The following is a 25,834-nucleotide window of genomic DNA, read 5'->3' as shown; positions in this document are numbered from 1 at the left end:
AAGATCGTCTTGACTCCTAAATCGTGATTCTAATAATGTTTATTTATCACTAGTAAGTATTGTTTCTTCAATCACTATAGGAAAATGCTCATATTCTAAAACATGAATTTTATTTGCAATATCTTCAGGAGAATCTTGACTATCAATATTAGTTTTTGCCTGAAAAATAATAGCACCTTCATCATAATCTTCATTCACATAATGAATGGTAATTCCGGTTTCTGACTCTCTATTTTCCTTTACAGCTTTATGCACATTCATACCATACATGCCTTTTCCGCCATATTTTGGAAGTAGCGCAGGATGAATATTAACCATTTTATCGGAAAAAGCAGCAATAAAGTCTTGTGGAATCTTCCATAAAAAGCCTGCTAACACCAAAAAATCTGCATGTAATTGCACATCGTGAAGAACTCTGGAAGAATCATAAAAAGCTTCTCTAGAAAACCAAACACAAGGAACATTTAATCGTTGACAGCGTTCAAAAACACCAGCTTCTTTTTTATTACAATACACTTTAGAAACCCTTATAGAATCTGAGTTCTGGAAGTATTTGATAATGTTCTCAGCATTGGTTCCTGAGCCCGAAGCAAATATGGCAATTCTTTTCATGGAGATTCAATTCAGATACAAAAGAAAGAATAATAAATGAGATTGTAATTTTTCTACAACGATTTCGACAAAAATTGTCTATTTTTAAAACTCATTTTTTCGGTAAAAATTCGTTTAGAATAATAAGATTTGTATTTTTGCCTCGATTTTAAATTTAAAAATTACAAATTATGTCAGACATTGCATCAAGAGTAAAAGCTATTATCGTTGACAAATTAGGAGTAGACGATAACGAAGTAACTGCAGAAGCTAGCTTCACAAATGATTTAGGAGCAGATTCTTTAGATACTGTTGAGTTAATCATGGAATTCGAAAAAGAATTTGATATTCAAATTCCAGACGACCAAGCTGAGAACATCGGAACTGTTGGTCAAGCAGTTAGCTATATTGAAGACGCTAAAGGTTAAAACTAACACCTATTTTATATGCAATTAAAACGAGTTGTTGTAACTGGACTTGGTGCATTAACACCTATTGGAAACAATATTCAAGAATATTGGGATGGCCTAACTAACGGAGTTAGTGGGGCTGCGCCTATAACACATTTTGATGCTACCAAGTTCAAGACTCGTTTTGCATGTGAAGTCAAGAACTTTGAGGTTAGAGATTTTATCGACCGAAAAGAAGCTCGTAAGATGGATAAGTTTACGCAATATGCAATGGTAGCTTCAGATGAAGCTATTGCAGATGCAAAACTAAACTTAGACGAGGTTAATAAATTACGAGTAGGAGTAATTTGGGGAGCAGGAATTGGAGGCTTAGAAACATTCCAGAACGAAGTTTTAAACTATTCTGAAGGTGATGGAACTCCAAGATTCAACCCTTTCTTTATTCCAAAAATGATTGCAGATATTGCCCCAGGAAATATTTCCATTAAAAATGGATTTATGGGACCAAATTATACTACGGTATCTGCCTGTGCATCTTCAGCAAACGCTATGATAGATGCTTTAAACTACATTCGATTAGGACACTGTGATGTTATTGTTACTGGAGGTAGCGAGGCAGCAGTAACTATTGCTGGAATGGGAGGTTTTAATGCTATGCATGCCTTATCTACCAGAAACGATAGTCCAGAATCTGCATCAAGACCTTTTGACGCAGAAAGAGATGGCTTTGTTTTAGGGGAAGGAGCTGGGGCTATTATTCTTGAGGAATACGAACACGCGAAAGCTAGAGGAGCAAAAATTTATGCTGAAGTAATTGGAGGAGGAATGTCTTCTGATGCTCATCATATGACCGCACCACATCCAGAAGGAATTGGAGTAATTGCTGTAATGAAAAACTGCTTAGAGAATGCAGGAATTAATCCAGAAGAAGTAGATCATATCAATACTCACGGAACATCAACTCCATTAGGAGATGTTGCAGAGCTAAAAGCTATTTCTGAAGTATTTGGTGATCATGCAAAGAATATTAACATCAACTCTACAAAATCAATGACAGGTCATCTATTAGGTGCCGCAGGAGCGATTGAATCAATTGCTTCTATTCTTGCCATTGAACATGGGATAATACCACCAACAATTAACCATAGTGTGGCTGATGAAAATATCAATCCAGATTTAAACCTTACATTAAATAAAGCCCAAAAAAGAGATGTAAAAGTTGCAATGAGCAATACATTTGGATTTGGAGGGCATAATGCATGTGTTGCGTTTAAGAAAATCGACTAAACTTTAATGAATTTTATTCGCAAAATAGTAAAACCGTCTTCTAAGGGAAATGACGAGGGTTTTTACAATGCTATGCGAGAATTGTTAAACTTCTATCCTAAGAAAATAGAGTTTTACGAAATGGCTTTTACCCATCGATCTTTAAAAAAATTAGATGGTAAAGGAGAGCCCTTCAACTACGAGCGACTAGAGTTTTTAGGCGACGCTATGTTGGGTTCTGTAATCGCTTCATATTTATATAAAAAAGTTCCAAGAGGCACTGAGGGGTATTTAACACAAATGCGCTCTAAAATTGTTAGTAGAGATCACTTAAACGAATTAGGAAAAGACCTTGATTTAATTCAGTTTGTCAAGAGTAATATTTCTCAAGACAATGTAGGAGATAACATACACGGAAATATTTTTGAAGCACTAATTGGGGCTATATATCTTGATAAAGGATATAACTATTGTAAGAAATTTATTTACGAGAAAGTAATTACTCCTTATGTAGATATACCAAAATTAGAAGGTAAAATTACTAGCTATAAAGGACTTATTATTGAGTGGTGCCAAAAACAAAAGAAGAAGTATCATATTGATACCTATGAAGATACTGGAAATGAGTCTGTAAAACACTTTAGCGTTAAGATTAGTATCGATGGAGAACAAATTGCTAAAGGAAGAGCAACCTCAAAGAAAAAAGCCGAAGAACAGGCTTCAAAAAGAGTCTATTACACTTTCCAAAAACAAATAGACAATCTGTAGTTCGATAACGATTTCGTGATTTTTTGCCGAAAGTTTTAAAACAATCAGTAATTTTGTTAGTTAGGGCTCAGACCAGCAAGTAACATAATTATAAGATATAATGCAGGTTCATTCATTAGGGTTAGAAGATTTTTGCGAAGACAATTACACACTAATTGGCATACATACTGCATTGGAAGATTTTAAACTAGCTTATCTTTTAAATAACAATTTAAACACACGTTTTTCTCGAACAAATTATAGTTTAGATTTTGAAACGGGCGACACAAAAGCTTCTTTTTCTATCTATGATTATACGAATGAGAAATATGATTACGAATGGTATTTGATTGCAAATAGTTATAAAGAAGAAAGAATCAACGAGTCAGATACACTTGCATTAGCAACAGAAACAAAAACCTATTTAATTCCTGAAAAGAAAAGAGTTGACTATTTTATAAAAATTGTAGGGGAATCAAATAAAGAGTTAATTACCAAAACAGTTGATAGGATAAATACAATTAGTAATATAGTTACATCCTACACCATAGAACCAAACACATTAAAATCGAAAGAATTTTTAATTTTTTAAGCATGCCTTCAACCAAAAAAACAAAAATTGTTGCAACATTAGGTCCAGCAACAAATAATAAAGAAATCATTAGAGAGCTTGCATCTACAGGCGTTAATGTTTTTAGAATCAACTTTTCGCATGCAGATTACGATATAGTTAAAGAGCGTGTAAAACAAATTAGAGAGGTTAACAAAGAAAATAATTACAATGTTGCCATTTTAGCAGATCTTCAAGGACCAAAATTAAGAGTTGGAGTGATGGAAGAAGGCGTTGTTTTAGAAGAAGGAAGCGAGTTTATTTTTACAACTGAAGAATGTATAGGAACAAAAGAGAAAGCCTATATGACCTACCAAAGTTTTCCTAGAGATGTAAAAGAAGGAGAACAGATTTTAGTAGATGATGGAAAATTATTGTTTGAAGTAATTTCTACTGATAAAAAAACTAAAGTAGTAACCAAGGTAATAGTAGGAGGAGTTCTGTCTTCTAAGAAAGGTGTAAATCTTCCTAATACCAATATCTCTTTACCGGCTCTTACCGAGAAAGATAAAAAAGATGCAATCTTTGCTCTAAGTTTAGAAGTAGATTGGATCGCATTGTCTTTTGTAAGAACTCCAGAAGATTTAAGAATGTTACGCGATTTAATCAAGCAGAACTCATCTTATAGAGTGCCTGTAATCGCCAAAATAGAAAAGCCTGAGGCTGTTGAAAATATTGACGCATTAATTCCTTATTGTGATGGGTTAATGGTGGCAAGAGGAGATTTGGGAGTTGAAATTCCGATGCAAGAAGTTCCTTTAATTCAAAAGAAGCTTGTAATGAGAGCTAAAAAAGCTCGTATTCCGGTAATTATTGCAACTCAAATGATGGAAACCATGATTGACAATTCTGTTCCAACAAGAGCCGAAGTAAATGATGTTGCAAACTCGATTATGGACGGAGCAGATGCAGTAATGTTATCAGGTGAAACCTCTGTAGGGAAACACCCTGTAAGAGTAATCCAAAAAATGAGCGAAATTATTTTAGGAGTTGAAAACTCTCCTTTAATTAAAGTTCCAGTGCAACCTCCACATATTAGAACTAATCGATTTATTACCAAATCTGTATGTTATCATGCAGCATTAATGGCTAATGACACTGATGCAGCAGCTATTTGCACCTTAACCAATAGTGGATATACTGCTTTTCAAATCTCTGCTTGGAGACCAAGAACACATGTTTTGGCCTTTACAACAGAAAAAAGAATTCTCGGAAAGCTGAATTTACTTTGGGGAGTGAGAGCTTATTTTTACGATGAAGATTTAAGCACAGATGATACTGTGAAAGATATCAATAGAATTGTAAAAGATAAGGGCTATGTCAAACAAGGAGATTTAGTTATAAACCTCACTTCTATGCCAGTTGAAGAACGCGGAATGGTAAATACATTACGCGTCTCAGAAATCAAATAAAATCATAATTTTAGTTGGAGTGCACTAATGATTGCATCATTTGTTACAAAAGGCATAGGCATCATCTCTTCGGATCTTGGTTGAATTGTAAAGTCTGAATTACTTAACAAATCGTCAGAAATTTCGTTGATAATGATTTCTGGAATTTCTTCCAAGCCTAAAGTCATTTGTAAACGCAATTCGGTATCCTGGTTTCCAAAATGATAAATTAAGAAAGAACCTCTAGATCTATATTCATTTCCTTTATTGATAAGAATTGTATTTGCAACAAGTTTTTGAAAAACAATACGTTCTTTTGTTACCAGTTCTAGTTTTCTAATTTTTCTCTTAGGTTTTATTACTAGGTCAACAATTCTACTTTGATTAATTACAGTATCACTTTCAATAATAACCTCTGCTGTTGGAACAGTAACATAATCAGCTTTCTTATGATAACTAAAACGTGTATTGTATTTACTTTTTGTATTAGCAGTAACAATACCACCTTTTGTAGGATTGTCTCCTAATTTCTGATTAATAAATGGATCTAACACTTGGTTATAAGTTCCCCAAAAAGCTGTAGAGTCAGCAACATTTTGTATGTAAACCAAGCTGTTTGGTTTTTTCTTGGTAGAAGTGAATCCAGAATAGTAAGTAGCAATTGAAAAGAAAATAATTGCTAATACTCCTGCAAGCTTGCTAAAAGCTCTTCTAGATTTTGATGCATTTATTACTGGAATCAATAACCCAAAAAGCAAAGCAATAACAATACCGCTAACATAAAGGATTTTTAACCCTAAACCTACAGGAAACATTTTTACTAATGGAGCGAGTATATATACTGAAGGAATAGATAAAAAAGCAAACAATATTGGTCTAGAGATTTTTTGAGAGTTGGTAAAAATAGAAATAGCTAAAATAATCTCTGCAATAAGAACAGGAATGATTAAAAAACCAGCTCCTTTAAAATCTTCAGGAATAATAAAGTTAATAATGAGCCAAACTGTAATAGGGGCTATGAACAAACTAGTTACGTTTTCTTTTTTGGTAAAGTACTTATATACCCAAAAAAGCAACCACACATTTAAACAGGCAAAAGCAATAATATACCAATAACCATTATAAGTGAAACCATGTAAAATATCAGCATAACCACAGTGAATACTAGTGATAACCATCCACAAAACATAAGAGACTCCGCCACAAACTAGAATAGATAAAACAGAAGGGATAAACCCTTTTAGAATCTCTTTAAGTACCAGTTTATTGAGAACAATTCCAAAATATACAAGAACAAGCAAGAGAACTGCAGCAATAATCAACATAGTATTTACCCATGCAAAAGGATAGGATAACATTTTTAAAATTGGAAAGTTCACATACACATCATCAACATCACTATTGAGGTTATTAAGATTTGAATTCGCGAAGTAATTCAAAGTATTTGTTATATAATCCGCTTGATGAGCCAATGTGGTTCTATCCAATCTCTCAAAGGTGTCTTGCATTGTGTGATAATCGAAATGATCGCCTATAAAAGCAAAATTGAAGCCATTGATATTTCCATTTTCTCTAAAAACTGTTAAATCTGTATCGTTAGGTAATTTTTTATAAATACTATATAGTAATGAGTTTGATACCGGGTATCCAGAGTTTGCTTTGATGAATTCTGAAATCATCTTACTGTTTTTACCATTGGTTTCCATCAACATATAACTAGGTCCGCCACTACCACGTGCTTCAAAATTAAGAACAAGACCTACATCACTTGCCCAAGGATGGTGATCTACAAATGCTTTTGCTCCTAACAGTCCCAATTCTTCAGCATCAGAAATTAAAATAATAATATCATTTTTAGGCTGTTCTCCTTTTGCTAAAAAAGCTCTTATACCTTCTAATATTGTAACAACACCAGATCCGGCATCACTAGCACCTATAGCTATATTGGGATTAGAGTCATAATGAGATAAAAGCAAAAGCGCCTTACCATCTTCTTTTCCATCAATTTTTGCTAAAACATTTTCTACAGTAGTTCCTGCTACCCATTTTTCATTGATGACTGTTTGAGTTTGAACAAAAGGACTTAATCCTAGTTTTTGGAGTTCACTAAGCAAATAATCTTGAACTCTCTTATGACCGGGAGTTCCTACATGATGTACTTCTTTGCTAATATTTTTTAAATGAGATAAAGCATTTTCTATAGAAAACTCAGTTTCATTTTTTGGACTTTTAACCGTTATAGGTTTTTGATCGTAAAATCCCCAATAAGCACCAAGAATAATAATTAAAAAAGAGATGAGCGAAGTATATTTTTTCATTCGGAAAAGATTTTCATAAAAGTAAGAAATTAAAAATTCTAACAAGAATTATTGTAAACAGTTTAAAATCAGTAACTTTAAAGAAGACTAAACTTTTTATTATGGGGATTATAAACTTTCAGGGGAAAAGAGATAAGGCGGCATCTCAGCCAGTTGAACAAATATTGGTGTCGGATTATATGACAACCAAACTAATTACATTTAAACCAGAACAATCTGTTGAAGAGGTTATTGAAACTTTAATTAAGAATAGAATTTCTGGAGGCCCTGTAGTAAATGAAAAGAATGAATTAATTGGAATTATTTCTGAAGGAGATTGCATCAAACACATTTCAGAGAGTAAGTATTATAATATGCCTATGGACAATAGTCATACGGTAGAGAAGAATATGATTTCTCAAGTTGAAACGATTGATAAAAACATGAACATCTTTGATGCAGCCAACAAATTTGTAAGTTCTAAAAGGAGACGTTTTCCTATTGTAGACAATGGAAAACTTATCGGTCAAATAAGTCAAAAAGATGTTTTAAAAGCGGCTTTGAAAATGAAAGGAAATCGCTGGAAGTAATCTTACAAGTCTCTTTTAATCAATAAAAAAAGCTCGTTTTCCAACGCTAAATACCCTTGATCATACACATAAAAATAAGTGTTCCCAGTTTTGGTTGTGTAAATGGATGTAAATAATTGAAAATCGAACCCTTTATCATAGAGTTTTGTTCGAGATACTTTTGTTTTTCCTTTAGCATTAAGCTCTGTTAAAATCTTATAATTTTTACGAAGGCGATTATTAATATTGCGGATTAAGTTTTTACTGTCTTTATTAACCTTGTTGTTGTATGAGTTTCTACAATAGTCAGAGCAGAACTTTTTGTCGGTTCTCCCCTTTACAACTTCTCCACATTCTAAACATTCTCTAGTTTCCATACTTTTCTTTTTTTAATTCATACCAATTGCATTTTATATCAGAGTATATGAATTCACTCACTAAATGCAGTCCTATTTTTTTCAACACTCTGTTTGAAGCAATATTCCTGGCTTCAGCAGCTCCATAAATAATATCATAATTCATAGCCTCGAAACCATATTTTAATGTTGCTATTGAAGATTCAGTTGCGTAACCTTTTCCCCAAAACTGAGGGAGGAACCTATATCCAATATCAATAAATTGATCAAAACCGTTAATCATTTCGTTCTCTCCTTGGTTCAATTTAAGTCCAGACCAACCGATAAATTCACCTGAACTTTTTTCAATAGCAGCAAAACGACCAATACCTCTTTGGTTGTATTGCTGTTGAATAAAACGAATCACTTTTGCAGCTTCTTCTCTTGTTTGAATGGGTTTATTCCCTAAGTATTGGTGCACCTTAGGATTAGAATCTAAAGCAAACATTCCTTCAAGGTCTGTTTCCAGTAATTCTCTTAAAATTAAACGTTCTGTTTCTAAATAAAATCTCATGTTTTTAGAATTGAAATATATGCTGTCCAAGGACCAACTTCTTTTTTGTACTGTTTTGCCATTACTCTTGCTATTTGAGAAATATGTCCAAGATCGTGAGTAACCCAAGTAGCTAATAATTGTTTTGCAGTTACCTCTCCAAACTCTGGATGGATTCCTTTTTTTTCGAGATCATTTTCAGAAAGATTCAAAGACTTTACTAAAGCAATGTTTTCTTCTCTAAGGATTGTAAACTCATGCAAAAGATCCTGTAATGATTTTCCTTTAGAATTTTCAAACTGAGCAAATCGATCAAAAGGAAGAAAATGCTTGTCATCTTCAAATAAGATTTTGTTTAACCTCTGAATCCAATCTGTTTTTTCACCGTGAATTAAATGCCCAACTACATCGAAAGGAGACCAAGTCTCTTCGCCTTCGTTAAAAAAAATCCAATTATCTGATAAATCCTTTAAAAAAGAATTCAATGTATCAGGAGTTTGCTCTAAAACTTCCAAAGCCTTATGAATGCTAAATTTTTGCATACGACAAATATAGAAAATATCCATTTACAAACGATTACAAATATTTACAACCGAAAGTAAATGCTTTACAACCGAGTTTAGTTTGCTTGTCGATGCATCTTTGCCATGTCAACGAATTGCTGAACATTTCAGTATACCAAATGACAAAAGGTTCTGAGAGAGACTCAGAATGTATCTTAACTGTTAAAAAGTAGTAGAATTTAAGGGTTACAAACTCAGGAAAATGAAACTATTAAAAAAAAGAAAATTATGAACGCACTTAGAAACAGAGTACAGTTGATTGGAAATTTAGGAAATGAACCAGAAGTTATCACTTTAGATAGTGGTAAAAAATTAGCAAAGTTTAGCATTGCTACCAATGAAACCTATCGAAATGCGAAAGGTGAAAAAGTAACGGATACGCAGTGGCACAATGTGATTGCTTGGAACAAGACTGCCGAGATTATAGAGAAATATGTACAAAAAGGAAACGAAGTGATTGTAGAAGGAAAGCTGACTTCAAGAAGCTATGACACAAAAGAAGGAGAGAAACGATACATTACAGAGGTTGTATGTAATGAATTGTTGATGTTAGGAAGTAAATAGTGGGGAGATTTGCTATGAAAGGAAAGCCGCTCTCCTGAGAATTTGGGATGAGAGGCTTTTGTTTTTATAAGGCTAAATGACCAATTATATATTTTACTATTAAAAATAAGCCCTTATTTCATTATTTGTTTTAAGTGATGTTCAATATGATCAACATAATCGACCATCAAAAACCTTAAGTCACAGAATTTATCTTTTTCTAGCTGGACTTTATAATTCAGTGTTTTTTCCGTTTGCTTTTTTATTAAATACAGAATTCTAAGATTGATTGAATTCCAGAACTCGGAGATTTCCTTAATGTCAGCATTTTGATAATCATTAGCCTTAACCAAGGCATTCTGATTATATTGTCTGATTGGATAAGGCTTGTTTTCAAACTGAATTTCAGTAAACCTCTGGAGGTTGTTAATTCCCGAATCAATTAAATGCCCTAGAATTTCTTTCTTGGACCACTTGCTGACAGATTCTTTTCTGCTCAATTCCAGTTCAGAAGATTGAGTTAAATATTCTAAGCCTTTTTTTAATAATTGTTCTAGTTTATTAGCCGTTTCAGTCATTTATGAAATTGTTGATAATCCTATTTTAAGGGAATATTTCTAATAGTTTAAAAGCTCTTCAATTTTAGCTTTTACTTTCCCTGTGGAAGGAATCATAGTTTGTTCTAAAGTAGAATTTAATGGTATTGCAGGCATGTTTTCGCTACCAATGGTCATTACTGGAGCATCTAAATAAGCAAAACATTCTTCTTGTATTTTCCCTGACAGAGCCCTTGCAAACCCTGTTGATGAAGGCTCTTCAGTAACCACCAAACACTTGCCGTTTTTCTTTACAGATTTCATCACCGTTTCCTCATCTAGAGGATATAATGTTCTAAGGTCTATGACCTCAATAGTATCTTGCATTCCTAATTCTTCGCTTGCATTCATAGCCCAATGAACACCCATACCATAGGTAATAATTGTTAAGGTTTCTTCATCTTCTTGTTTCCAAATCTCTTGCAGAACCCAAGCTTTTCCAAAAGGTAAGATGTAATCTTCTACGGGTTCAATAGATGTTGCTCCTAAAGTTCCAGGAACTTTACTCCAATACAATCCTTTGTGTTCTAAAATAACCACTGGGTTTGGATCGTAATACGCTGCTTTTAGCAATCCTTTTAAATCAGCTCCGTTACTTGGGTACGCAATTTTAATTCCTCGAATATTTGTTAGTACACTTTCTACTGATGAAGAATGGTAAGGCCCACCACTTCCATACGCCCCAATAGGAACTCGAAGAATCATACTCACTGGCCATTTACCGTTTGACAGATAGCAACTTCTGCTTACTTCTGTAAACAATTGATTCAAACCTGGCCAGATATAATCTGCAAATTGTACTTCAACAATAGGTTTTAACCCTACTGCACTCATACCCACAGTAGACCCTACAATAAAAGCTTCTTGAATAGGTGTGTTAAAGACACGATCATCTCCAAATTTCTGAGCTAAAGTGGCTGCTTCGCGAAAAACCCCTCCTAATCTTCCACCAACATCTTGACCGTAGAGCAAACATTCTTTATGTTTTTTCATTAGCTCCTCTACAGCAAACAAAGCGCAGTCTACCATAACTACCTTATCGCTTCCGTTGGGAGAACGATCACCTGTTTCTTCTGTAATTGAAGTCGGAGCAAAATCGTGTGTAAATAAATCTTCTGGAGAAGGATCTTCTGCTTTGATTGCTTTTTCATAGTCTGACTTGACTTTCTTTTTTGCAGCTTCTTCAATGTCTTCTACTTCTTTTTGTGTAAATCCGTTGTCTAACAATTGTTGCTTTAAAACAGGATATGGATCACGAGAACGAGCTTCCTCTAAATCGTCTCGGTACCATTCCATACGCACTCCGGAAGTATGATGATTTAACAAAGGAACTTTAGCATGAACTAAGAAAGGTCTGCGTTCTGTTCGAATCGTATGGATTACTTTTTCAATCTCATTGTAGCTTTCTATAAAGTTGGCTCCATCAATAGAAATAGCATCTAAACCATGAAATCCTTGAGCGTACTCAAAGGCATTTTGAGATCTTGTTTCTTCTGCATTGGCAGAAATATCCCAACCATTGTCCTGCACTAAATATAAGATGGGAAGTTGTTTTAAAGCAGCCATTTGGAAAGCTTCAGCAATTTCTCCTTCGGTAACAGATGCATCACCTAAAGAACAGACAGTAATCGGATTGAGACCTCTCGACTCAGTTCGGGGTGACATTTTTGCTGCTGCATCTTCAATGTTTTGTAATTCTTTGTATTGCATTCCCATGGCAGTTCCTGTAGCAGGAATGGCTTGCATTCCTGTTGCAGAGGATTGATGAGGTATTTTAGGTTTATCATCATCTTTTAAACTTGGGTGAGAATAATAAGTTCTTCCGCCAGAAAATGGGTCTTCTTTCTTAGCGAGTAATTGCAACATTAAATCATAAGGCTCTAAGCCAAATGATAACAACATGGCATCATCTCTATAGTAAGGAAAAGCAAAATCTTGAGGTAATAATTGCATTCCTATTGCAGTTTGAATAGCTTCATGTCCACGAGATGTAGCATGCACATATTTAGAAACCACTTTAAAGTTCTCTTCGTATAATTCTGCCATGGTTTTGGCAGTACAGAGGTTTGAAAATCCTTTTTGTAAAACTTCTTTCTTCATTAAGCCAATGCCTTTTCTACTTTAATCATCCAGTTGAATGGGTCTTCAATTTTTCCTGTTTTGATGGCGTTTAATGTGTTGTTTACATCTAATCCTACAGGGCTTTCATTAGAAACATGAATGGTTTTGTTGTTCATTCCTATTTCTTGAATATAGGCAATACCTACTGCAGTTCCTGTTCCGAATGCTTCTTCTAAAGTGCCATTGTTAGAAGCTTCTTCAATTTCATCAATAGTAATTGGTCGTTCTGTTACCTCAAATCCTTTGTGTCTGAGTAAGTCAATCACACTCATTCGGGTTATTCCATCTAAAATAGCTCCATCTCTTTTTGGAGTGATAAATTTACCATCAATCTTGAAGAAGATATTCATTGTTCCTACTTCTTGAATGTATTTGTGCTCTACAGCGTCTAGCCACAAAACTTGATCATATCCTTTAGATTTTGCGATTTCAGTTGGTCTTATAGCAGCTGCATAATTTCCAGCAGCTTTAGCTTCTCCTGTTCCACCAATCATGGCTCTTATGAATTTAGTTTCTGCATATAATTTGATTCTTTTTGTAAAAAAAGGACCTGCAGGTGAAGCCATAATGATGAATTTATAATTGTTAGCAGCTCTCATTCCAATAAATGGTTCATCGGCATACATAAAAGGGCGTAAATACAAAGCACTTCCTTCTTGTGGAGGAATCCAACTTTTTTCCAATGCTACAAGTTGTTTTAATCCTTCTACAAATAAGTCTTCTGGGAAATTTGGCATTCCCATTCTATCAGCACTAAAGTTCATTCGTGCAGCATTTTTATCTGCTCGAAATAACATCGGAACCCCGTTAGTGTCAACAGTTGCTTTCATTCCTTCAAAAATGGCTTGACCATAATGCAAAGCCATTGCTGCTGGGTGTGTAGGAATTAACTCCAAAGGTTCAATTCTCGGAGTTCCCCATTTTCCATTAGCATAATCACAAATAAACATATGGTCTGTAAAGGTGGTTCCTAGAGGGATGTTGTTGAAATCTAAAGAGTCTACTTTAGACTTTGAAACTTTTTGTACTTGTATATTGTATGACATAATTATAAGATTCTATCTGTATCAAATTGTTCTAATTCATCAGCAACACGGCGTAAAAAACTACCACCTAAATAACCATCAACAACACGATGGTCAAAAGAGAGTGATAGATACATCATGCTTCTTATGGCAATTTCATCTCCTGTTGCAGTTTCTATAACTTCAGCTCTTTTCTTAATAATTCCTAAGGCTAGAATTGCTACTTCAGGTTGATTAATAATAGGAGTTCCCATAACACTTCCAAAGGTTCCTACATTAGAAATAGTAAAAGTGCTTCCTTGAATATCATCAGCATTTAATTTGTTTTCTCTTGCTTTTCCAGCAAGCTCATTCACATTTTTAGCTAAATCTTGTAGATTTTTAGTGTCAGCATTTTTTACCACTGGAACAATTAGATTACCACTTGGTAATGCAGTAGCCATTCCTATATTGATGTTTTCTTTGACAATAATGTTTTCTCCATCTACAGAGACATTAATCATTGGAAATGCTTTCACAGCTTTGGCGACTGCTTCTACGAATAGAGGAGTGAAGGTTAGTTTTTCGTTGTACTTCTCTTGAAAAGCGACTTTATTTTTGTTTCTCCACATCACCATTTCTGTCAAATCAGCTTCAACATAAGCTGTTACGTGTGGAGATGTGTGTTTAGAATACACCATATGATCTGCAATCATTTGACGCATTCTATCCATTTTTACAATCTTACCAGTTCCTTTATCTAGATTTAATTGTGGAATTCTGTAAGCAGTTGGGTCAGGTTGAGCAGTAGGTTGTACAAATTGCGCTGGTCTCCCATCTTCAATATATTGGAATAAATCACTTTTTCTAAGTCTTCCATCTTTGCCGGTTGCAGGAATACGAGCTAACTCTTCAAAGCTAATATGTTGTTCTTTTGCAATAGATATAATGAGGGGAGAAAAGAAAGTATTATTGTTTTGCTGAGCTTTTACAATAGCTTTTTTAGGCTTCTTTTTAGCTTGAGGTTTCTTTTCTGTTTTTAAATTTGCTTCTTTTGTTTTTAACTCTTTTTTTTGAGTTTTTAATGATTTGTCAAGTTCTATAATGGCAACAGTTGCTCCAATTTTGATAATGTCATTTTTCTCAAAAAGAAGTTTTTTTATGACTCCGGAAACTGAAGAAGGCACTTCAGAATCTACTTTGTCTGTAGCAACTTCCAACAACATTTCGTCTTCTTCGATTGAATCACCAACATTTTTAAACCAACCTAAGAGTGTAGCCTCGGTAATACTTTCTCCTAGCTTAGGCATTTTCATCTCAAATTCCATAAAAAACAGCTGATTTTATAAGGGAATAAAAATACAAAATATGATGATTTATAAATATTAAAGTGGGTTAAAGGAAACTAATTAAGAATATTATTCTTTAATATAATTAATTTTAATTGTTTTATTCTTTTTTTCAATTATATTTAACTCACAAAAGAATATTTTATCATGAGGTTAGATAATTTAGACATTCACATTATGCAGATTCTACAAAAAGATTCTGATAGGACCATTAAAAGTATTGCAGAAGAGTTAGGAGTTTCTACTACACCTATTTTTGAACGGATTAAGAAGTTAAAGAAAGAAGGATATATTTCTAATTATGTAGCGCGGTTGGATTATAAAAAGCTAGGATTAAAACAATTAGTATTTGTTGGGATTACTTTACAAGGACATACGAGAAGTTATTTGGAAAAATTTGTAAAAGAAATTCAAGGATTTCCTGAAGTTATAGAATGCCATCGTGTAAGTGGAAACTTTGACTATTTACTAAAACTAGTTGTGGAAGATATAGAGTCTTATGAAAAGTTTATTATAACCAAGTTGACGCTACTTCCTTATTTAGGAAGCGTACAAAGTTTGATTACACTATCAACAGGAAAAGAAACTAACGAAATTGACTTGGATAAGTTATTGGTTTAAGAATATTAATTATTCAGTATTCGTCATTTTTTAAACTGCTCTCGTAGGGTTTTATAGATTTCTTCCTGCTTAGGTCTGTTTCTAGGAACTTGGCGCAGAGGTTCAACTTCTTTTAAACTCTCATGACAGTCTTTAGGTAATTGCTGGTATAGCTGAGTTCCTTTGGTTTTCCATGCAATCATATCATCAGTCACATCTTTAATTACCTTGGCAGGGTTTCCAACAACCAAGCTTCTTTTTGGGATTTTGGTTTCGGCTTTTACAAAAGCCATAGCTCCCACGATACTTTCATCTCCAATTTCTGCATCATCCATGATTACTGTGTTCATTCCTACCAATACATTTCTTCCAATATTGGCCCCATGAATAATGGCTCCATGACCTATATGAGCACTCTCTTTTAGGGTGATGGATTTTCCTGGAAACATATGAACTGTGCAATTCTCTTGTACATTCACCCCATCTTCTAGAATGATTTGCCCCCAATCACCTCGTATAGCAGCTCCAGGGCCTATATAGCAATCCTTACCAATGATCACGTTACCGGTAACCGCGGCTAAGGGATGTACAAAACTAGACTCGTGTATTACAGGGATGTATCCTTGAAAACTGTAAATCATTCTACTTATTTAAATCCTTTCAATTTTTCTTTTGTAAAATCAGATAAGACCAATCTACCACTTGTTTTTGCTCTGTCTGCTAAGAGAGTATCCCAATCATCGGTTCCTTTCCAAAAAACTTTCTTCATTTCCATCATGGCTTCTGTGTTGTAGGTACATAAATGTTCTGCAGTGATTTTTACCGCTTCATCTAACTCTTCTGTACTTTCATAAACATGAGTAAACAATCCTTTTTGTTTTGCCCATTCTGCTGGATAAAAAGAATTTGCATCAATAGCTATTTGCGACATTGCGCTCAATCCCATTTTACGTTCTATAGCTGGCCCAACAACAAAAGGTCCAATTCCAATATTCAATTCGCTTAACTTAATTGCCGCAAACTTGGTTGCCATACAATAGTCTGTAGAAGCTGCCAATCCAACTCCGCCGCCAACAGTTTTTCCTTGAATTCTTCCAATGATAAATTTTGGACATTTACGCATAGCATTAATCACATTCGCAAAACCAGAAAAGAATACTTTTCCTGTGGCTTCATCATTAATATGAATTAATTCTTTAAAGCTAGCTCCTGCACAGAAAGTACGATTTCCTCCACTTTTCAAAACAATAACTTTTACTTCATTGTTTGTTCCAGCATCTGTGATGGTTTGTGCTAGCTCAGCTAAAATATTTCCTGGTAGCGAATTATGAGCAGGGTGAAAAAACTCAATGTATGCTACTTCGTTTTCTATGGTTTGTTTTACGTAGGGTTGTGTCATAATTATAGTAATCCAAATTGATTAAAGTGATGATTAAAATGTTTTCTATGGAATAAATTCCACTCATATCTATTTAAATGACCAAACACAATATTTTTTAATGTTGCTTCTGGATGTTCTTTAAAATAGGTTTCATAATCATCATAAGCTTCTAGTAATTTTTGTTTTGCTGTCTCTAGGTTTTCATGCTTTAATGTTTCTAGTTCCTTCTCTAAACGTTCAGGTGCACTAAAATTTCTTGGCATTGGCTCATAATTGTATAAGGTAGCATGAACTTTTTCCATTATTTTTTCTGGAGTAGAAAATTCAAAATCTTGAATTTCACCGGAAGATATTCTTGTTGAATATTCTAAATGTTCTATCATATGCTGAGGAGACATTGTTCCCCACAAAGGTTTAACGCTGTCGGTTAATTTATTAAGGCAAGCTTGAATAGTTTGTTTATTGATTTCTGTAAACATCTCTTGCTTCTTTTGCACCATGGTTAAAATGGTAGCAATGGCAACCAACTCATCTTCAGCATCAAAAACTTCAACAAACCATTTTACTATTCCGCTAGGATGCTCTGCATTGGCAACGTCTCTGTCAACTTTTTGCTTACATGTTAAACGCACATAAACGGTATCGTTGTGGTATAATGGACGCAGAAATCTGCATTCTTCCAATCCGTAATTTGCAGAAACAGGTCCTTTATTTGGATATACAAATAACCCTGCAGCTGCTGAGATGATGAAATATCCATGTGCAGTTCTTTTTTCAAAGATGCTTCCGTCTAAAGAAGTGATGTCAGTATGCGCATAGAAATGATCCCAAGTCAGATTAGCAAAATTGATGATGTCAGTATCTGTAATAGTACGTTTATGCGTTTTTAACGACATCCCCGGCTGAATGTCTTCCCAATGATACTTAAATGGATGTTGTTCTGCTTCTTTGTATTTTGCATTGGGTTGATAGATTCCGGTAATTTCTGTCAATGTGGTAGGTGAACCTTGAATGGCAGTACGTTGTAAATAATGTTTCACACCTCGCATTCCACCCATTTCTTCACCACCTCCAGCACGTCCAGGACCACCATGAACCAAGGTTGGTAATGGAGAACCATGACCTGTACTTTCTTTAGCGTTTTCACGATTTAACACCAAGATTCGTCCGTGATGACTCGCTGCATTTACCACATAGTCTTTGGCAATTTTATCATCAAAGGTGGCAATAGAAGATACTAACGATCCTTTCCCCATTTGGGCTAGTGTAATAGCTTCATCTAGGGATTTGTATGGCATAATGGTGCTTACTGGTCCGAAAGCTTCTCGTTCGTGAACAGCAGTGTTTTCAAATGGATTGTCTGCCCTCAATAAAATAGGACTTATAAAAGCTCCTTTTTTTGCATCGGCTCCAATGGTTTCTATTTTATCCAAACTTCCGTATACAATCTCTGCTTCTTTGGCAATATCTTGCACAGAATTGCGAACAGCTTCTACTTGTTGTTTGCTAATTAAAGACCCCATTCTAACTTCTTTCAATCTAGGATCTCCAATGGTGACTTTATCTAAAGCTTTTCCGAGGGAAATTTGTACATCTTCCACTAATTTCTCTGGCACAATGATACGGCGTATAGCTGTACATTTTTGCCCAGCTTTCACGGTCATTTCTTTACGAACTTCTTTGATAAAGAGATCAAATTCTGGTGTTCCAGGAACAGCATCTTCCCCTAAAATAGAAGCATTCAATGAATCGGCTTCCATAGTAAACGGCACAGCTTCTTGAACAATTCTCGGGTGTGCTTTTAAGATTCTTCCTGTTGCAGCTGAACCTGTAAAAGTTACTACGTCTTGAGATTCTACTGTATCTAAAATATTTCTAACAGTTCCGTTTATGATTTGCAAAGCGCCTTCGGGTAAAATTCCAGAATCTATAATAACTCTTGCAACGGCTTCTGCTAAATACGATGAAGATGGTGCTGGTAAAACTACAGCTGGCACTCCAGCCATCCAGTTTACGGCACATTTCTCTAGCATTCCCCAAACGGGAAAGTTAAATGCATTGATATGTACAGCGACTCCTTTTTTCGGCACCATAATATGATGTGCCATAAAACGACCTCCGCGAGACAAGTCAATAGGATCGCCTTCTACATGGTAGGATTGATTAGGAAAAAGCTTTCTTAAGGATGCATTGGCAAATAAATTACCAAAACCACCTTCGATATCTATCCAACTATCAATTTTTGTTGCTCCAGTTCTATAGCTTAGATCGTAAAATTCGTTTTTGCGTTTTGTAAGATACAATGCTAACTTTTTTAGCATATTTCCCCGCTCTTGAAACGTCATTTTACGAAGGACTTCACCTCCTTTGGTTCTTCCATATTGAAGAATCTCTGGAATATCCAATCCATCAATTGCAATATTGGAAATAACCTCACCAGTAATGGCATCATATACTGGAGATCCCTCTTCTTTCCCTTCTTTCCATTGTCCTAGAACATAGTGTGGAATTTTAGTCATAATTTTAAATTTTATTGTGGATTCCGTTTTGATACAGAATGACAAATCTTTTAAACTCGTTCAATAATTGCGGCATATCCTTGTCCAACACCTATACACATAGTAATTAGCGCATATCTTTTTTGTTGCTCATGTAACTCTAAGGCTGCTGAATAAGCAATTCTTGCTCCGGTTACTCCCAATGGGTGCCCGATAGCAATAGACCCACCGTTTGGATTCAATCTAGAATCGTCATCTGCTAAACCCCATGCTCTTGTACAAGCTAAGGCTTGAGCTGCAAACGCTTCATTTAATTCAATGATATCGATATCATCCATAGTCAATCCTGCTTTTTCTAGTGCTTTGTTAGAAGCTTGTACAGGACCAATTCCCATAATTCTTGGCTCTACGCCAACCACTGCTGAACTAACAATTCTTGCTAATGGCTTTAGATTGTATTTTTTCACAGCTGCTTCAGAGGCTACAATTGTAGCTGCTGCTCCATCGTTTAATCCTGATGAATTTCCAGCTGTAACAGAACCCCCTTCTTTCTTAAAAGCGGGTCTTAATTTTGCTAAAATTTCTTTCGATGTTGTTGGTTTTACAAACTCATCTTTTGAAAACAGAATTGGATCTTTTTTGCGTTGTGGAATCTCTACTGTTACAATTTCTTTTGCTAAACGTCCATTTTCCTGAGCTTTAGCTGCTTTCATTTGACTCCAATAGGCGAACGCATCTTGATCTTCTCTAGAAATATTATATTTTTCTACTAAGTTTTCTGCTGTATTTCCCATTCCATCTGTTCCATACATTTTGTGCATTTTAGGGTTGATGAATCTCCACCCAAAACTTGAATCATACATTTTAGAATCGTTTCCAAAGGCACTTGAAGGTTTCGCAACAACGTAAGGCCCTCTGGTCATATTTTCTACTCCTCCAGAGATAAATAAATCTCCATCTCCAGCTTTAATGGCTCTATTGGCATGGATAATTGCCGAAAGTCCAGAACTACACAAACGATTTACAGTTTCTCCAGGAACAGTAAATGGCAATCCAGCTAATAACGAGGACATTCTAGCAACATTTCGATTGTCTTCACCAGCTTGATTAGCACATCCCATAATTACATCATCGTATGCTTCTTTTGGGATATTAGGATTTCTTTTTACCAATTCTTCAATCACAAGAGCCCCTAAATCATCTGTTCTTACAGCTGATAAAGTTCCTTTATAACTTCCAATAGGTGTTCTTATTCCATCTATAATATATGCTTCCATGTAAAAATTAAATGTAGAACTTTGAATACTAAATATCGAAGTAGACTTAAGATAAACTTCACTATTCTTTTATCAAAATTCTGTTTTTTTATTGTTATTATTTAACCGAATCTAACTTCATTATTCAGTGTTTAATATTCGGTATTATTATTCTATTCCTGCCAATCTTTTTGCGTTCTATAGACTACTCCTTTGAACAAAGCTACTAGTTCATTACCTCTTTTAACTTCAACTACGTTAAAGCCTAATTTGTTATTTACTTTTTCGATGACACATTCTGCAATCAATTCATCGCCTTCTTCCAAAGCTTCAATATGATTGATGGATGTTTCTATAGAAACAGCATATTTTCCATGCGTATTAGATGTAAATCCAAAAGCAGTATCAGCTAAAGAGTAACTGATTCCGCCATGGGCAAAATTCATGCTATTCAACATTTCTTTACGAATGGTCATGGCTACTTTTACGCGACCTATTTCACTTTCTAATATTTGAATGCCAAGCCATTGACTATAGGCATCTTGATTTAGCATTTTGTATGGAATGTCTGCTCCGTTCATTAGAAAAACGTTTTATTTTCTTTTTTCATTTTCCTTAATAGTGGTGAACAACGATATCTATCTTCATGATATTCTGCATATAATGTGTCTAATTGTTCTACACACCAACTGATTCCTTTTTCATCAGCCCATGCCAACAAACCATTCGGGTAATTTACTCCCTTTGTCATCGCGTTATCTATATCTTCTGCAGATGCGATGTTTAAAAATAACGCATCGGCCGCTTCGTTGATTAACATGACCAATACTCGATCAAAAATTTGTTGAGCCAATTCTTGATCTTCTTTTGGAGCTGGTTTTGTTGCTCCTTCTGAGTATTCATAATATCCTTTCCCTGATTTTCTTCCTAAATATCCAGCCTCAGCGAAGCGTTTTTGGGTAAAAGCGGGTTTGTATCTAGGATCGAAATAGAACGCTGTAAAAACAGTTTCGGTTACAGTATAATTTACGTCATTTCCGATGAAATCCATCAGTTCAAAAGGCCCCATTCTAAACCTTCCTAAAGTTTTTAAACTCCAATCGATGGTTGCAAAATCTGCAATTCCTTCTTCATATATTCGAAGTGATTCGCCGTAAAAAGGTCGTGCGACACGGTTCACAATAAACCCAGGTGTGTCTTTGGCAACTGCAACAACTTTTTTCCAAGAAGTAATGGTTTCTACCGACTTGTCTAACACTTCTTTTGATGTTTGAATAGCTGGAATTACTTCAACCAATTTCATTAAAGGCGCAGGGTTGAAAAAGTGAATTCCAACACAACGCTCTGGTTTTTGCAATGATGACGCAATAGATGCGATAGACAGGCTTGAAGTGTTAGAAGCTATGATACAATTATCAGACACGTATGTTTCAAGTTCTGAAAACACTTTTTGTTTGATATCTAAGTTTTCAACGATAGCTTCAATCGTAAGATTGGAATCATGTAAATCTTTTAGTGAATTAACATAGGAAATATTTCCTTGAATTCTTGATTTCTCATTCTCATCAACTCGACCTTTTTCGATCAATCTATTCAATACTTTTTCCAAAGCTAATTTACTTTTGTCTAAAGCATTTTGATTGGTGTCGTATAATTTCACCTTGCAACCTGAAGTAGCTGCAACTTGCGCAATTCCACTTCCCATGGTTCCTGAACCGATAACTCCTACGTTCATTTATTGTCCTTTAAAGTTTGGTTTTCTTTTTTCTATAAAAGCGGCTACTCCTTCAGCATAATCTTCACTTTGCGCTGCTTCTATTTGATATTTTGATTCCATTGCCAACTGCTCTTCTAGAGAATTGGACATAGATTTATTGAATAATTCTTTAATCATCCCAAGTGCTTTAGTTGGCATGTTTGCCAGTTTTAAAGCAAGCTTATTAGTTGTTTCTTGGAATTCTTCAGAAGGAATATATTTATAAATCATTCCTAGTTTTTCAGCTTCTTGAGCTCCAATTTTATCTCCTAACATAGCTAATGCTGAAGCTCTTTGAAACCCAATTAATCTTGGTAGAAAATAGGTTCCAGCGCTATCAGGAATCAACCCAATTAAACTAAATGCTTGGATAAAACTAGCTTTTTCATTGGCTACAACGATGTCACAAGCCAATGCTATATTAGCCCCAGCACCAGCAGCAACACCATTCACTGCAGCAATTACGGGTTTTTTGATTTCACGAATTCTTGTGATAATTGGATTATAATGTTCTTCTAATATTTTTCTGAAACCAGGATTGATCTCAGGAGTTGTGACTTCTTTTAAATCTTGACCAGCACAAAAGGCTTTTCCATTTCCAGTTAAAACAATAGCTCTTACTTCTTTATTTTTTTCACAAGCATCAAGAGTTTCTTGTAATTTTAAAGCCATTTCACGATTGAAGCTATTAAAAACTTCAGGTCTATTCAATGTGATAGAAGCCACCTTGTTTTCTATATGTAATTTTATTGAATTCATATTCATTTATATATAATATCGAATACTAAACACTGAATAATGAAGTAAATTCTTAAGGATTTCATCATCCATGATTCTCTATTGGAGATTCTTCATTTTTTCATTTCAAACATTTAAAATAATCGAATGGTTCTTGGCAATCATCACATTTAAACAATGCTTTACATGCAGTAGAACCAAACTGACTTACTAATTTTGTATTCTGAGATCCGCAAATCGTACATTTTACTATACGTTTATCTTCTAACAGAGCAGCTTTATCCGAAATTGGATCTAGAGGCGCTGCAATACCATATTCTTCTAAAGCCTTTCTTCCTTTTGGAGTAATCCAATCGGTAGTCCAAGCAGGAGAAAGTACTAATTCTATAGTTGATTGGTATCCAAAGTCTGATAACGCTTTTTGAATGTCATCTCCTATTACATCCATTGCGGGGCAACCGCTATAAGTTGGTGTAATTTGTACTTTGACTACCTTATTTTCAATAGTAGCAGAACGAACAACTCCCATATCCATTATGGATAAAACCGGAATTTCTGGGTCAGAGACTTGTTCCAAAATAGGAATCAATTCTTTTGTTATTTGCTGTTCTGTAATCATCATATCTTAATATTCAATGTTAGGTATTCATCATTTTTATTACCATTCCATATTAGGATAGGTACGTTGCATATATTGCAAGTCGCTTAATAAATATCCTAAATGTTCTGTGTGTATACCTTGTTTTCCTCCTTTTTGAAACCATTTTGTTTCAGGAACATTCAATGTTGCTTCTGTTAAAACTTGAGACACTTTTTGCATATAGACATCCTTGAATTTTGTTACATCTACACCAATACCTTCTTCAATCATTGCTTTGTCTGCATCTGTTTGATGAAATAGTTCATCTGTGTAAGTCCATAAGGCATCAACTCCTGCTTGCATCTTAGCTTGACTTTCTTTTGTTCCATCACCTAATCGCTTTACCCAATCAGAAGAAAAACGTAAGTGATAACTTACTTCTTTGATTGATTTTTTAGCAATTGCCGCCAAAGTTATGTCGTGACTTTTTTCTAGTTCTTGCAATAGCAATAAATGATAAACATCGAATAAAAATTGTCTTGCCATAGTGTGTGCAAAATCTCTGTTAGGTTGTTCTACCAACAAAAGATTTACATATTCGCGTTCTCTACGTAAAAAAGCAATATCGTCTTCTGTAGTACCCTCACCTTTTATCTTAGCAGCATATTGATAATAACTTCTTGTTTGACCAAATAAATCTAGAGATATATTAGTGCAAGCAATATCAATTTCTAAGCTTGGGCCATGACCACATAATTCACCTAAACGTTGACCAAGTATTAATGAATTGTCTGCAATACCTAATATGTACTTGTATAAATTTTCTTTCATTACATGTGTTTTACTTCGTCAGGTAAATCATAAAATGTTGGATGGCGATATACTTTATCTTGAGCAGGCTCAAATAATTCTCCATTGTTTTCTGGATTAGAAGCAGTAATGTTTTTTGATTCTACAACCCAAATACTCACACCTTCATTGCGTCTTGTGTATACATCTCTAGCATTTTCTAAAGCCATTTCTGCATCTGCAGCATGGAGGCTTCCAAAATGACGATGTTCTAGTCCGTTTTTACTTCTTACAAATACTTCCCAAAGAGGCCAGTTTTTTTTCATTTTATACGGCTTTATTTATTTTTTTGTTTTCTTTCTTTTCGGCATATGCCATAGCTGCATCTCTTACCCATTCTCCTTCTTCCCAGGCAGTCACTCTTGCATTCATTCGCTCTTTATTGCATGGGCCATGACCTTTAACTACTTGCCAAAATTCATCCCAATCAATCTCACCGAAGTCATAACTTTGGCGTTCTTCATTCCATTTTAAATCCGGATCTGGAACTGTTAATCCAATTAAATCTGCTTGTGGAACTGTTTGATCAATGAATTGTTGACGTAATTCATCGTTAGATTTTCTTTTCAGTTTCCATTTCATCGATTGTTCTGTATGAACTGACTCAGCATCTGTTGGTCCCAACATCATTAAGCTTGGCCACCACCAACGGTTTAATGCATCTTGTGCCATTTCTTTTTGCTCTGGTGTTCCGTTGGCTAATTTTACCATAATCTCATAACCTTGACGTTGGTGAAAACTTTCTTCTTTACACACTCGAATCATAGCTCTAGCATAAGGGCCATATGAAGTACTACAAAGCGGAACTTGATTGATAATAGCAGCACCGTCTACAAGCCAACCTATAGCGCCCATATCTGCCCAAGTAATAGTTGGATAATTGAAAATACTTGAATATTTTGCTTTTCCTGAGTGCAGTTGATCATATAATTCATCTCTAGAAACGCCTAAAGTTTCACAAGCACTATAGAGGTACAAACCATGACCGGCTTCATCTTGAATTTTTGCCAGAAGAGCCACTTTTCTTCTCAAGGAAGGAGCTCTTGTGATCCAATTTCCTTCAGGAAGCATTCCAATAATTTCTGAATGTGCATGCTGTGAAATTTGTCGGATATGTGTCTTTCTATATTTCTCAGGCATCCAGTCTTTAGCTTCAATTTTTTCATCATGTGCAATACGTTCTTCAAATTGAGCTTCTAATGTTTTAATTTGTTCTTCACTCATTTTTCTA

Annotated in this window: 28 protein-coding genes; 8 read left to right on the top strand and 20 right to left on the bottom strand. The window is 34.7% G+C overall.

Going from position 1 to position 25,834, the window contains the following annotated elements; translation table 11 throughout:
* Positions 1–39: 39 nt before the first annotated feature.
* Entirely contained in the window at positions 40–612 is a 573-nt protein-coding gene (gene purN / locus AAON49_RS09240) for a phosphoribosylglycinamide formyltransferase (RefSeq protein ID WP_349554233.1), read from the bottom strand.
* A gap of 170 nt (positions 613–782) precedes the next feature.
* Here purN and AAON49_RS09235 point away from each other — a divergent pair, with 170 nt between their 5' ends.
* The 5 genes from AAON49_RS09235 (at position 783) to pyk (ending at position 5,036) form a co-directional block, all read left to right on the top strand.
* Positions 783–1,019, top strand: coding sequence for an acyl carrier protein (locus tag AAON49_RS09235; RefSeq protein ID WP_349554232.1), 237 nt, complete (start codon positions 783–785; stop codon positions 1,017–1,019).
* A gap of 18 nt (positions 1,020–1,037) precedes the next feature.
* A complete protein-coding gene (fabF, locus tag AAON49_RS09230) occupies positions 1,038–2,288 on the top strand; it encodes a beta-ketoacyl-ACP synthase II (protein ID WP_349554231.1) in 1,251 nt (416 codons plus the stop codon).
* Positions 2,289–2,294: 6 nt separating this feature from the next.
* Positions 2,295–3,035 carry a ribonuclease III gene (gene rnc, locus AAON49_RS09225; protein WP_349554230.1) on the top strand — a complete coding sequence of 247 codons (741 nt, stop codon included), beginning with the start codon at positions 2,295–2,297 and terminating at the stop codon, positions 3,033–3,035.
* A 100-nt stretch (positions 3,036–3,135) separates the two neighbouring features.
* Positions 3,136–3,606, top strand: coding sequence for an IPExxxVDY family protein (locus tag AAON49_RS09220; protein WP_349554229.1), 471 nt, complete (start codon positions 3,136–3,138; stop codon positions 3,604–3,606).
* A 2-nt stretch (positions 3,607–3,608) separates the two neighbouring features.
* Positions 3,609–5,036, top strand: coding sequence for a pyruvate kinase (gene pyk / locus AAON49_RS09215; protein WP_349554228.1), 1,428 nt, complete (start codon positions 3,609–3,611; stop codon positions 5,034–5,036).
* Between the two features lie 2 nt (positions 5,037–5,038).
* On the opposite strand, the gene AAON49_RS09210 is transcribed toward pyk, so the two are convergent.
* Positions 5,039–7,333: a M20/M25/M40 family metallo-hydrolase gene (locus AAON49_RS09210; RefSeq protein WP_349554227.1), complete on the bottom strand. Its 2,295-nt coding sequence runs from the start codon at positions 7,331–7,333 to the stop codon at positions 5,039–5,041.
* 101 nt (positions 7,334–7,434) lie between these two features.
* Here AAON49_RS09210 and AAON49_RS09205 point away from each other — a divergent pair, with 101 nt between their 5' ends.
* Positions 7,435–7,902: a CBS domain-containing protein gene (locus AAON49_RS09205; RefSeq protein WP_349554226.1), complete on the top strand. Its 468-nt coding sequence runs from the start codon at positions 7,435–7,437 to the stop codon at positions 7,900–7,902.
* Between the two features lie 2 nt (positions 7,903–7,904).
* On the opposite strand, the gene AAON49_RS09200 is transcribed toward AAON49_RS09205, so the two are convergent.
* From AAON49_RS09200 to AAON49_RS09190, 3 genes are read right to left on the bottom strand one after another with little or no spacing between them, the layout of a single operon-like run.
* A complete protein-coding gene (locus AAON49_RS09200) occupies positions 7,905–8,258 on the bottom strand; it encodes a hypothetical protein (RefSeq protein WP_349554225.1) in 354 nt (117 codons plus the stop codon).
* On the bottom strand, positions 8,248–8,790 hold the full coding sequence (locus AAON49_RS09195; protein ID WP_349554224.1) for a GNAT family N-acetyltransferase: 543 nt from the start codon (positions 8,788–8,790) through the stop codon (positions 8,248–8,250). Before AAON49_RS09195 ends, AAON49_RS09200 begins: the two co-directional genes overlap by 11 nt.
* On the bottom strand, positions 8,787–9,311 hold the full coding sequence (locus tag AAON49_RS09190; protein WP_349554223.1) for a DinB family protein: 525 nt from the start codon (positions 9,309–9,311) through the stop codon (positions 8,787–8,789). The genes AAON49_RS09195 and AAON49_RS09190 overlap by 4 nt, the downstream gene beginning before the upstream one ends.
* A gap of 249 nt (positions 9,312–9,560) precedes the next feature.
* Here AAON49_RS09190 and AAON49_RS09185 point away from each other — a divergent pair, with 249 nt between their 5' ends.
* Positions 9,561–9,896 (top strand): single-stranded DNA-binding protein, encoded by a 336-nt coding sequence (locus AAON49_RS09185; protein WP_349554222.1) that lies wholly within the window; start codon positions 9,561–9,563, stop codon positions 9,894–9,896.
* Between the two features lie 113 nt (positions 9,897–10,009).
* On the opposite strand, the gene AAON49_RS09180 is transcribed toward AAON49_RS09185, so the two are convergent.
* The 4 genes from AAON49_RS09180 to AAON49_RS09165 are packed head-to-tail and all read right to left on the bottom strand — an operon-like array spanning position 10,010 to position 14,924.
* The gene (locus AAON49_RS09180; protein WP_349554221.1) at positions 10,010–10,453 is read right to left on the bottom strand and encodes a DinB family protein; all 444 of its coding nucleotides are present in this window, start codon (positions 10,451–10,453) and stop codon (positions 10,010–10,012) included.
* A gap of 39 nt (positions 10,454–10,492) precedes the next feature.
* Positions 10,493–12,571, bottom strand: coding sequence for an alpha-ketoacid dehydrogenase subunit alpha/beta (locus AAON49_RS09175; protein WP_349554220.1), 2,079 nt, complete (start codon positions 12,569–12,571; stop codon positions 10,493–10,495).
* Positions 12,571–13,638 carry a branched-chain amino acid aminotransferase gene (locus AAON49_RS09170; protein WP_349554219.1) on the bottom strand — a complete coding sequence of 356 codons (1,068 nt, stop codon included), beginning with the start codon at positions 13,636–13,638 and terminating at the stop codon, positions 12,571–12,573. Before AAON49_RS09170 ends, AAON49_RS09175 begins: the two co-directional genes overlap by 1 nt.
* Positions 13,639–13,640: 2 nt before the next feature.
* On the bottom strand, positions 13,641–14,924 hold the full coding sequence (locus tag AAON49_RS09165; RefSeq protein ID WP_349554218.1) for a dihydrolipoamide acetyltransferase family protein: 1,284 nt from the start codon (positions 14,922–14,924) through the stop codon (positions 13,641–13,643).
* A gap of 168 nt (positions 14,925–15,092) precedes the next feature.
* Between AAON49_RS09165 and AAON49_RS09160 the strand changes: the two genes are divergently transcribed.
* Complete coding sequence (locus tag AAON49_RS09160) at positions 15,093–15,566, top strand: Lrp/AsnC family transcriptional regulator (protein WP_349554217.1); 474 nt, start codon at positions 15,093–15,095, stop codon at positions 15,564–15,566.
* A gap of 23 nt (positions 15,567–15,589) precedes the next feature.
* Here the strand turns inward: AAON49_RS09160 and AAON49_RS09155 are convergent, their stop codons facing one another.
* From AAON49_RS09155 to paaA, 11 genes are all read right to left on the bottom strand, one after another.
* Positions 15,590–16,186 carry an acyltransferase gene (locus AAON49_RS09155; RefSeq protein ID WP_349554216.1) on the bottom strand — a complete coding sequence of 199 codons (597 nt, stop codon included), beginning with the start codon at positions 16,184–16,186 and terminating at the stop codon, positions 15,590–15,592.
* 5 nt (positions 16,187–16,191) lie between these two features.
* Positions 16,192–16,944, bottom strand: coding sequence for an enoyl-CoA hydratase/isomerase family protein (locus tag AAON49_RS09150; protein WP_349554215.1), 753 nt, complete (start codon positions 16,942–16,944; stop codon positions 16,192–16,194).
* 2 nt (positions 16,945–16,946) lie between these two features.
* A complete protein-coding gene (gene paaZ, locus AAON49_RS09145; RefSeq protein ID WP_349554214.1) occupies positions 16,947–19,445 on the bottom strand; it encodes a phenylacetic acid degradation bifunctional protein PaaZ in 2,499 nt (832 codons plus the stop codon).
* Positions 19,446–19,495: 50 nt separating this feature from the next.
* Positions 19,496–20,701 (bottom strand): 3-oxoadipyl-CoA thiolase, encoded by a 1,206-nt coding sequence (gene pcaF / locus AAON49_RS09140; RefSeq protein ID WP_349554213.1) that lies wholly within the window; start codon positions 20,699–20,701, stop codon positions 19,496–19,498.
* A 152-nt stretch (positions 20,702–20,853) separates the two neighbouring features.
* Positions 20,854–21,261: a PaaI family thioesterase gene (locus tag AAON49_RS09135; RefSeq protein WP_349554212.1), complete on the bottom strand. Its 408-nt coding sequence runs from the start codon at positions 21,259–21,261 to the stop codon at positions 20,854–20,856.
* Entirely contained in the window at positions 21,261–22,415 is a 1,155-nt protein-coding gene (locus tag AAON49_RS09130) for a 3-hydroxyacyl-CoA dehydrogenase NAD-binding domain-containing protein (RefSeq protein ID WP_349554211.1), read from the bottom strand. The genes AAON49_RS09135 and AAON49_RS09130 overlap by 1 nt, the downstream gene beginning before the upstream one ends.
* Entirely contained in the window at positions 22,416–23,195 is a 780-nt protein-coding gene (locus AAON49_RS09125) for an enoyl-CoA hydratase-related protein (RefSeq protein WP_349554210.1), read from the bottom strand.
* A 100-nt stretch (positions 23,196–23,295) separates the two neighbouring features.
* On the bottom strand, positions 23,296–23,796 hold the full coding sequence (gene paaD, locus AAON49_RS09120) for a 1,2-phenylacetyl-CoA epoxidase subunit PaaD (protein WP_349554209.1): 501 nt from the start codon (positions 23,794–23,796) through the stop codon (positions 23,296–23,298).
* A 36-nt stretch (positions 23,797–23,832) separates the two neighbouring features.
* Positions 23,833–24,585: a 1,2-phenylacetyl-CoA epoxidase subunit PaaC gene (gene paaC / locus AAON49_RS09115; protein WP_349554208.1), complete on the bottom strand. Its 753-nt coding sequence runs from the start codon at positions 24,583–24,585 to the stop codon at positions 23,833–23,835.
* Positions 24,585–24,869 (bottom strand): 1,2-phenylacetyl-CoA epoxidase subunit PaaB, encoded by a 285-nt coding sequence (gene paaB / locus AAON49_RS09110; RefSeq protein ID WP_349554207.1) that lies wholly within the window; start codon positions 24,867–24,869, stop codon positions 24,585–24,587. Before paaB ends, paaC begins: the two co-directional genes overlap by 1 nt.
* 1 nt (position 24,870) lies before the next feature.
* On the bottom strand, positions 24,871–25,827 hold the full coding sequence (gene paaA / locus AAON49_RS09105) for a 1,2-phenylacetyl-CoA epoxidase subunit PaaA (protein ID WP_349554206.1): 957 nt from the start codon (positions 25,825–25,827) through the stop codon (positions 24,871–24,873).
* Between the last annotated feature and the right edge of the window lie 7 nt (positions 25,828–25,834).

Origin of the sequence: Pseudotenacibaculum sp. MALMAid0570 (assembly GCF_040151415.1) — a bacterium.
Taxonomy (GTDB): Bacteria; Bacteroidota; Bacteroidia; order Flavobacteriales; family Flavobacteriaceae; genus Polaribacter.
The sequence above is the reverse complement of the archived record's forward strand: the minus strand, read 5'-3'. Positions and strand labels throughout refer to the sequence as shown.

What these genes read in the sequence shown, in the direction of transcription:
- purN (WP_349554233.1), bottom strand. Translation starts at nt 612, where the DNA reads ATGAAAAGAATTGCCATATTTGCTTCGGGCTCAGGAACCAATGCTGAG.
- AAON49_RS09235 (WP_349554232.1), top strand. Translation starts at nt 783, where the DNA reads ATGTCAGACATTGCATCAAGAGTAAAAGCTATTATCGTTGACAAATTA.
- fabF (WP_349554231.1), top strand. Translation starts at nt 1,038, where the DNA reads ATGCAATTAAAACGAGTTGTTGTAACTGGACTTGGTGCATTAACACCT.
- rnc (WP_349554230.1), top strand. Translation starts at nt 2,295, where the DNA reads ATGAATTTTATTCGCAAAATAGTAAAACCGTCTTCTAAGGGAAATGAC.
- AAON49_RS09220 (WP_349554229.1), top strand. Translation starts at nt 3,136, where the DNA reads ATGCAGGTTCATTCATTAGGGTTAGAAGATTTTTGCGAAGACAATTAC.
- pyk (WP_349554228.1), top strand. Translation starts at nt 3,609, where the DNA reads ATGCCTTCAACCAAAAAAACAAAAATTGTTGCAACATTAGGTCCAGCA.
- AAON49_RS09210 (WP_349554227.1), bottom strand. Translation starts at nt 7,333, where the DNA reads ATGAAAAAATATACTTCGCTCATCTCTTTTTTAATTATTATTCTTGGT.
- AAON49_RS09205 (WP_349554226.1), top strand. Translation starts at nt 7,435, where the DNA reads ATGGGGATTATAAACTTTCAGGGGAAAAGAGATAAGGCGGCATCTCAG.
- AAON49_RS09200 (WP_349554225.1), bottom strand. Translation starts at nt 8,258, where the DNA reads ATGGAAACTAGAGAATGTTTAGAATGTGGAGAAGTTGTAAAGGGGAGA.
- AAON49_RS09195 (WP_349554224.1), bottom strand. Translation starts at nt 8,790, where the DNA reads ATGAGATTTTATTTAGAAACAGAACGTTTAATTTTAAGAGAATTACTG.
- AAON49_RS09190 (WP_349554223.1), bottom strand. Translation starts at nt 9,311, where the DNA reads ATGCAAAAATTTAGCATTCATAAGGCTTTGGAAGTTTTAGAGCAAACT.
- AAON49_RS09185 (WP_349554222.1), top strand. Translation starts at nt 9,561, where the DNA reads ATGAACGCACTTAGAAACAGAGTACAGTTGATTGGAAATTTAGGAAAT.
- AAON49_RS09180 (WP_349554221.1), bottom strand. Translation starts at nt 10,453, where the DNA reads ATGACTGAAACGGCTAATAAACTAGAACAATTATTAAAAAAAGGCTTA.
- AAON49_RS09175 (WP_349554220.1), bottom strand. Translation starts at nt 12,571, where the DNA reads ATGAAGAAAGAAGTTTTACAAAAAGGATTTTCAAACCTCTGTACTGCC.
- AAON49_RS09170 (WP_349554219.1), bottom strand. Translation starts at nt 13,638, where the DNA reads ATGTCATACAATATACAAGTACAAAAAGTTTCAAAGTCTAAAGTAGAC.
- AAON49_RS09165 (WP_349554218.1), bottom strand. Translation starts at nt 14,924, where the DNA reads ATGGAATTTGAGATGAAAATGCCTAAGCTAGGAGAAAGTATTACCGAG.
- AAON49_RS09160 (WP_349554217.1), top strand. Translation starts at nt 15,093, where the DNA reads ATGAGGTTAGATAATTTAGACATTCACATTATGCAGATTCTACAAAAA.
- AAON49_RS09155 (WP_349554216.1), bottom strand. Translation starts at nt 16,186, where the DNA reads ATGATTTACAGTTTTCAAGGATACATCCCTGTAATACACGAGTCTAGT.
- AAON49_RS09150 (WP_349554215.1), bottom strand. Translation starts at nt 16,944, where the DNA reads ATGACACAACCCTACGTAAAACAAACCATAGAAAACGAAGTAGCATAC.
- paaZ (WP_349554214.1), bottom strand. Translation starts at nt 19,445, where the DNA reads ATGACTAAAATTCCACACTATGTTCTAGGACAATGGAAAGAAGGGAAA.
- pcaF (WP_349554213.1), bottom strand. Translation starts at nt 20,701, where the DNA reads ATGGAAGCATATATTATAGATGGAATAAGAACACCTATTGGAAGTTAT.
- AAON49_RS09135 (WP_349554212.1), bottom strand. Translation starts at nt 21,261, where the DNA reads ATGAACGGAGCAGACATTCCATACAAAATGCTAAATCAAGATGCCTAT.
- AAON49_RS09130 (WP_349554211.1), bottom strand. Translation starts at nt 22,415, where the DNA reads ATGAACGTAGGAGTTATCGGTTCAGGAACCATGGGAAGTGGAATTGCG.
- AAON49_RS09125 (WP_349554210.1), bottom strand. Translation starts at nt 23,195, where the DNA reads ATGAATTCAATAAAATTACATATAGAAAACAAGGTGGCTTCTATCACA.
- paaD (WP_349554209.1), bottom strand. Translation starts at nt 23,796, where the DNA reads ATGATGATTACAGAACAGCAAATAACAAAAGAATTGATTCCTATTTTG.
- paaC (WP_349554208.1), bottom strand. Translation starts at nt 24,585, where the DNA reads ATGAAAGAAAATTTATACAAGTACATATTAGGTATTGCAGACAATTCA.
- paaB (WP_349554207.1), bottom strand. Translation starts at nt 24,869, where the DNA reads ATGAAAAAAAACTGGCCTCTTTGGGAAGTATTTGTAAGAAGTAAAAAC.
- paaA (WP_349554206.1), bottom strand. Translation starts at nt 25,827, where the DNA reads ATGAGTGAAGAACAAATTAAAACATTAGAAGCTCAATTTGAAGAACGT.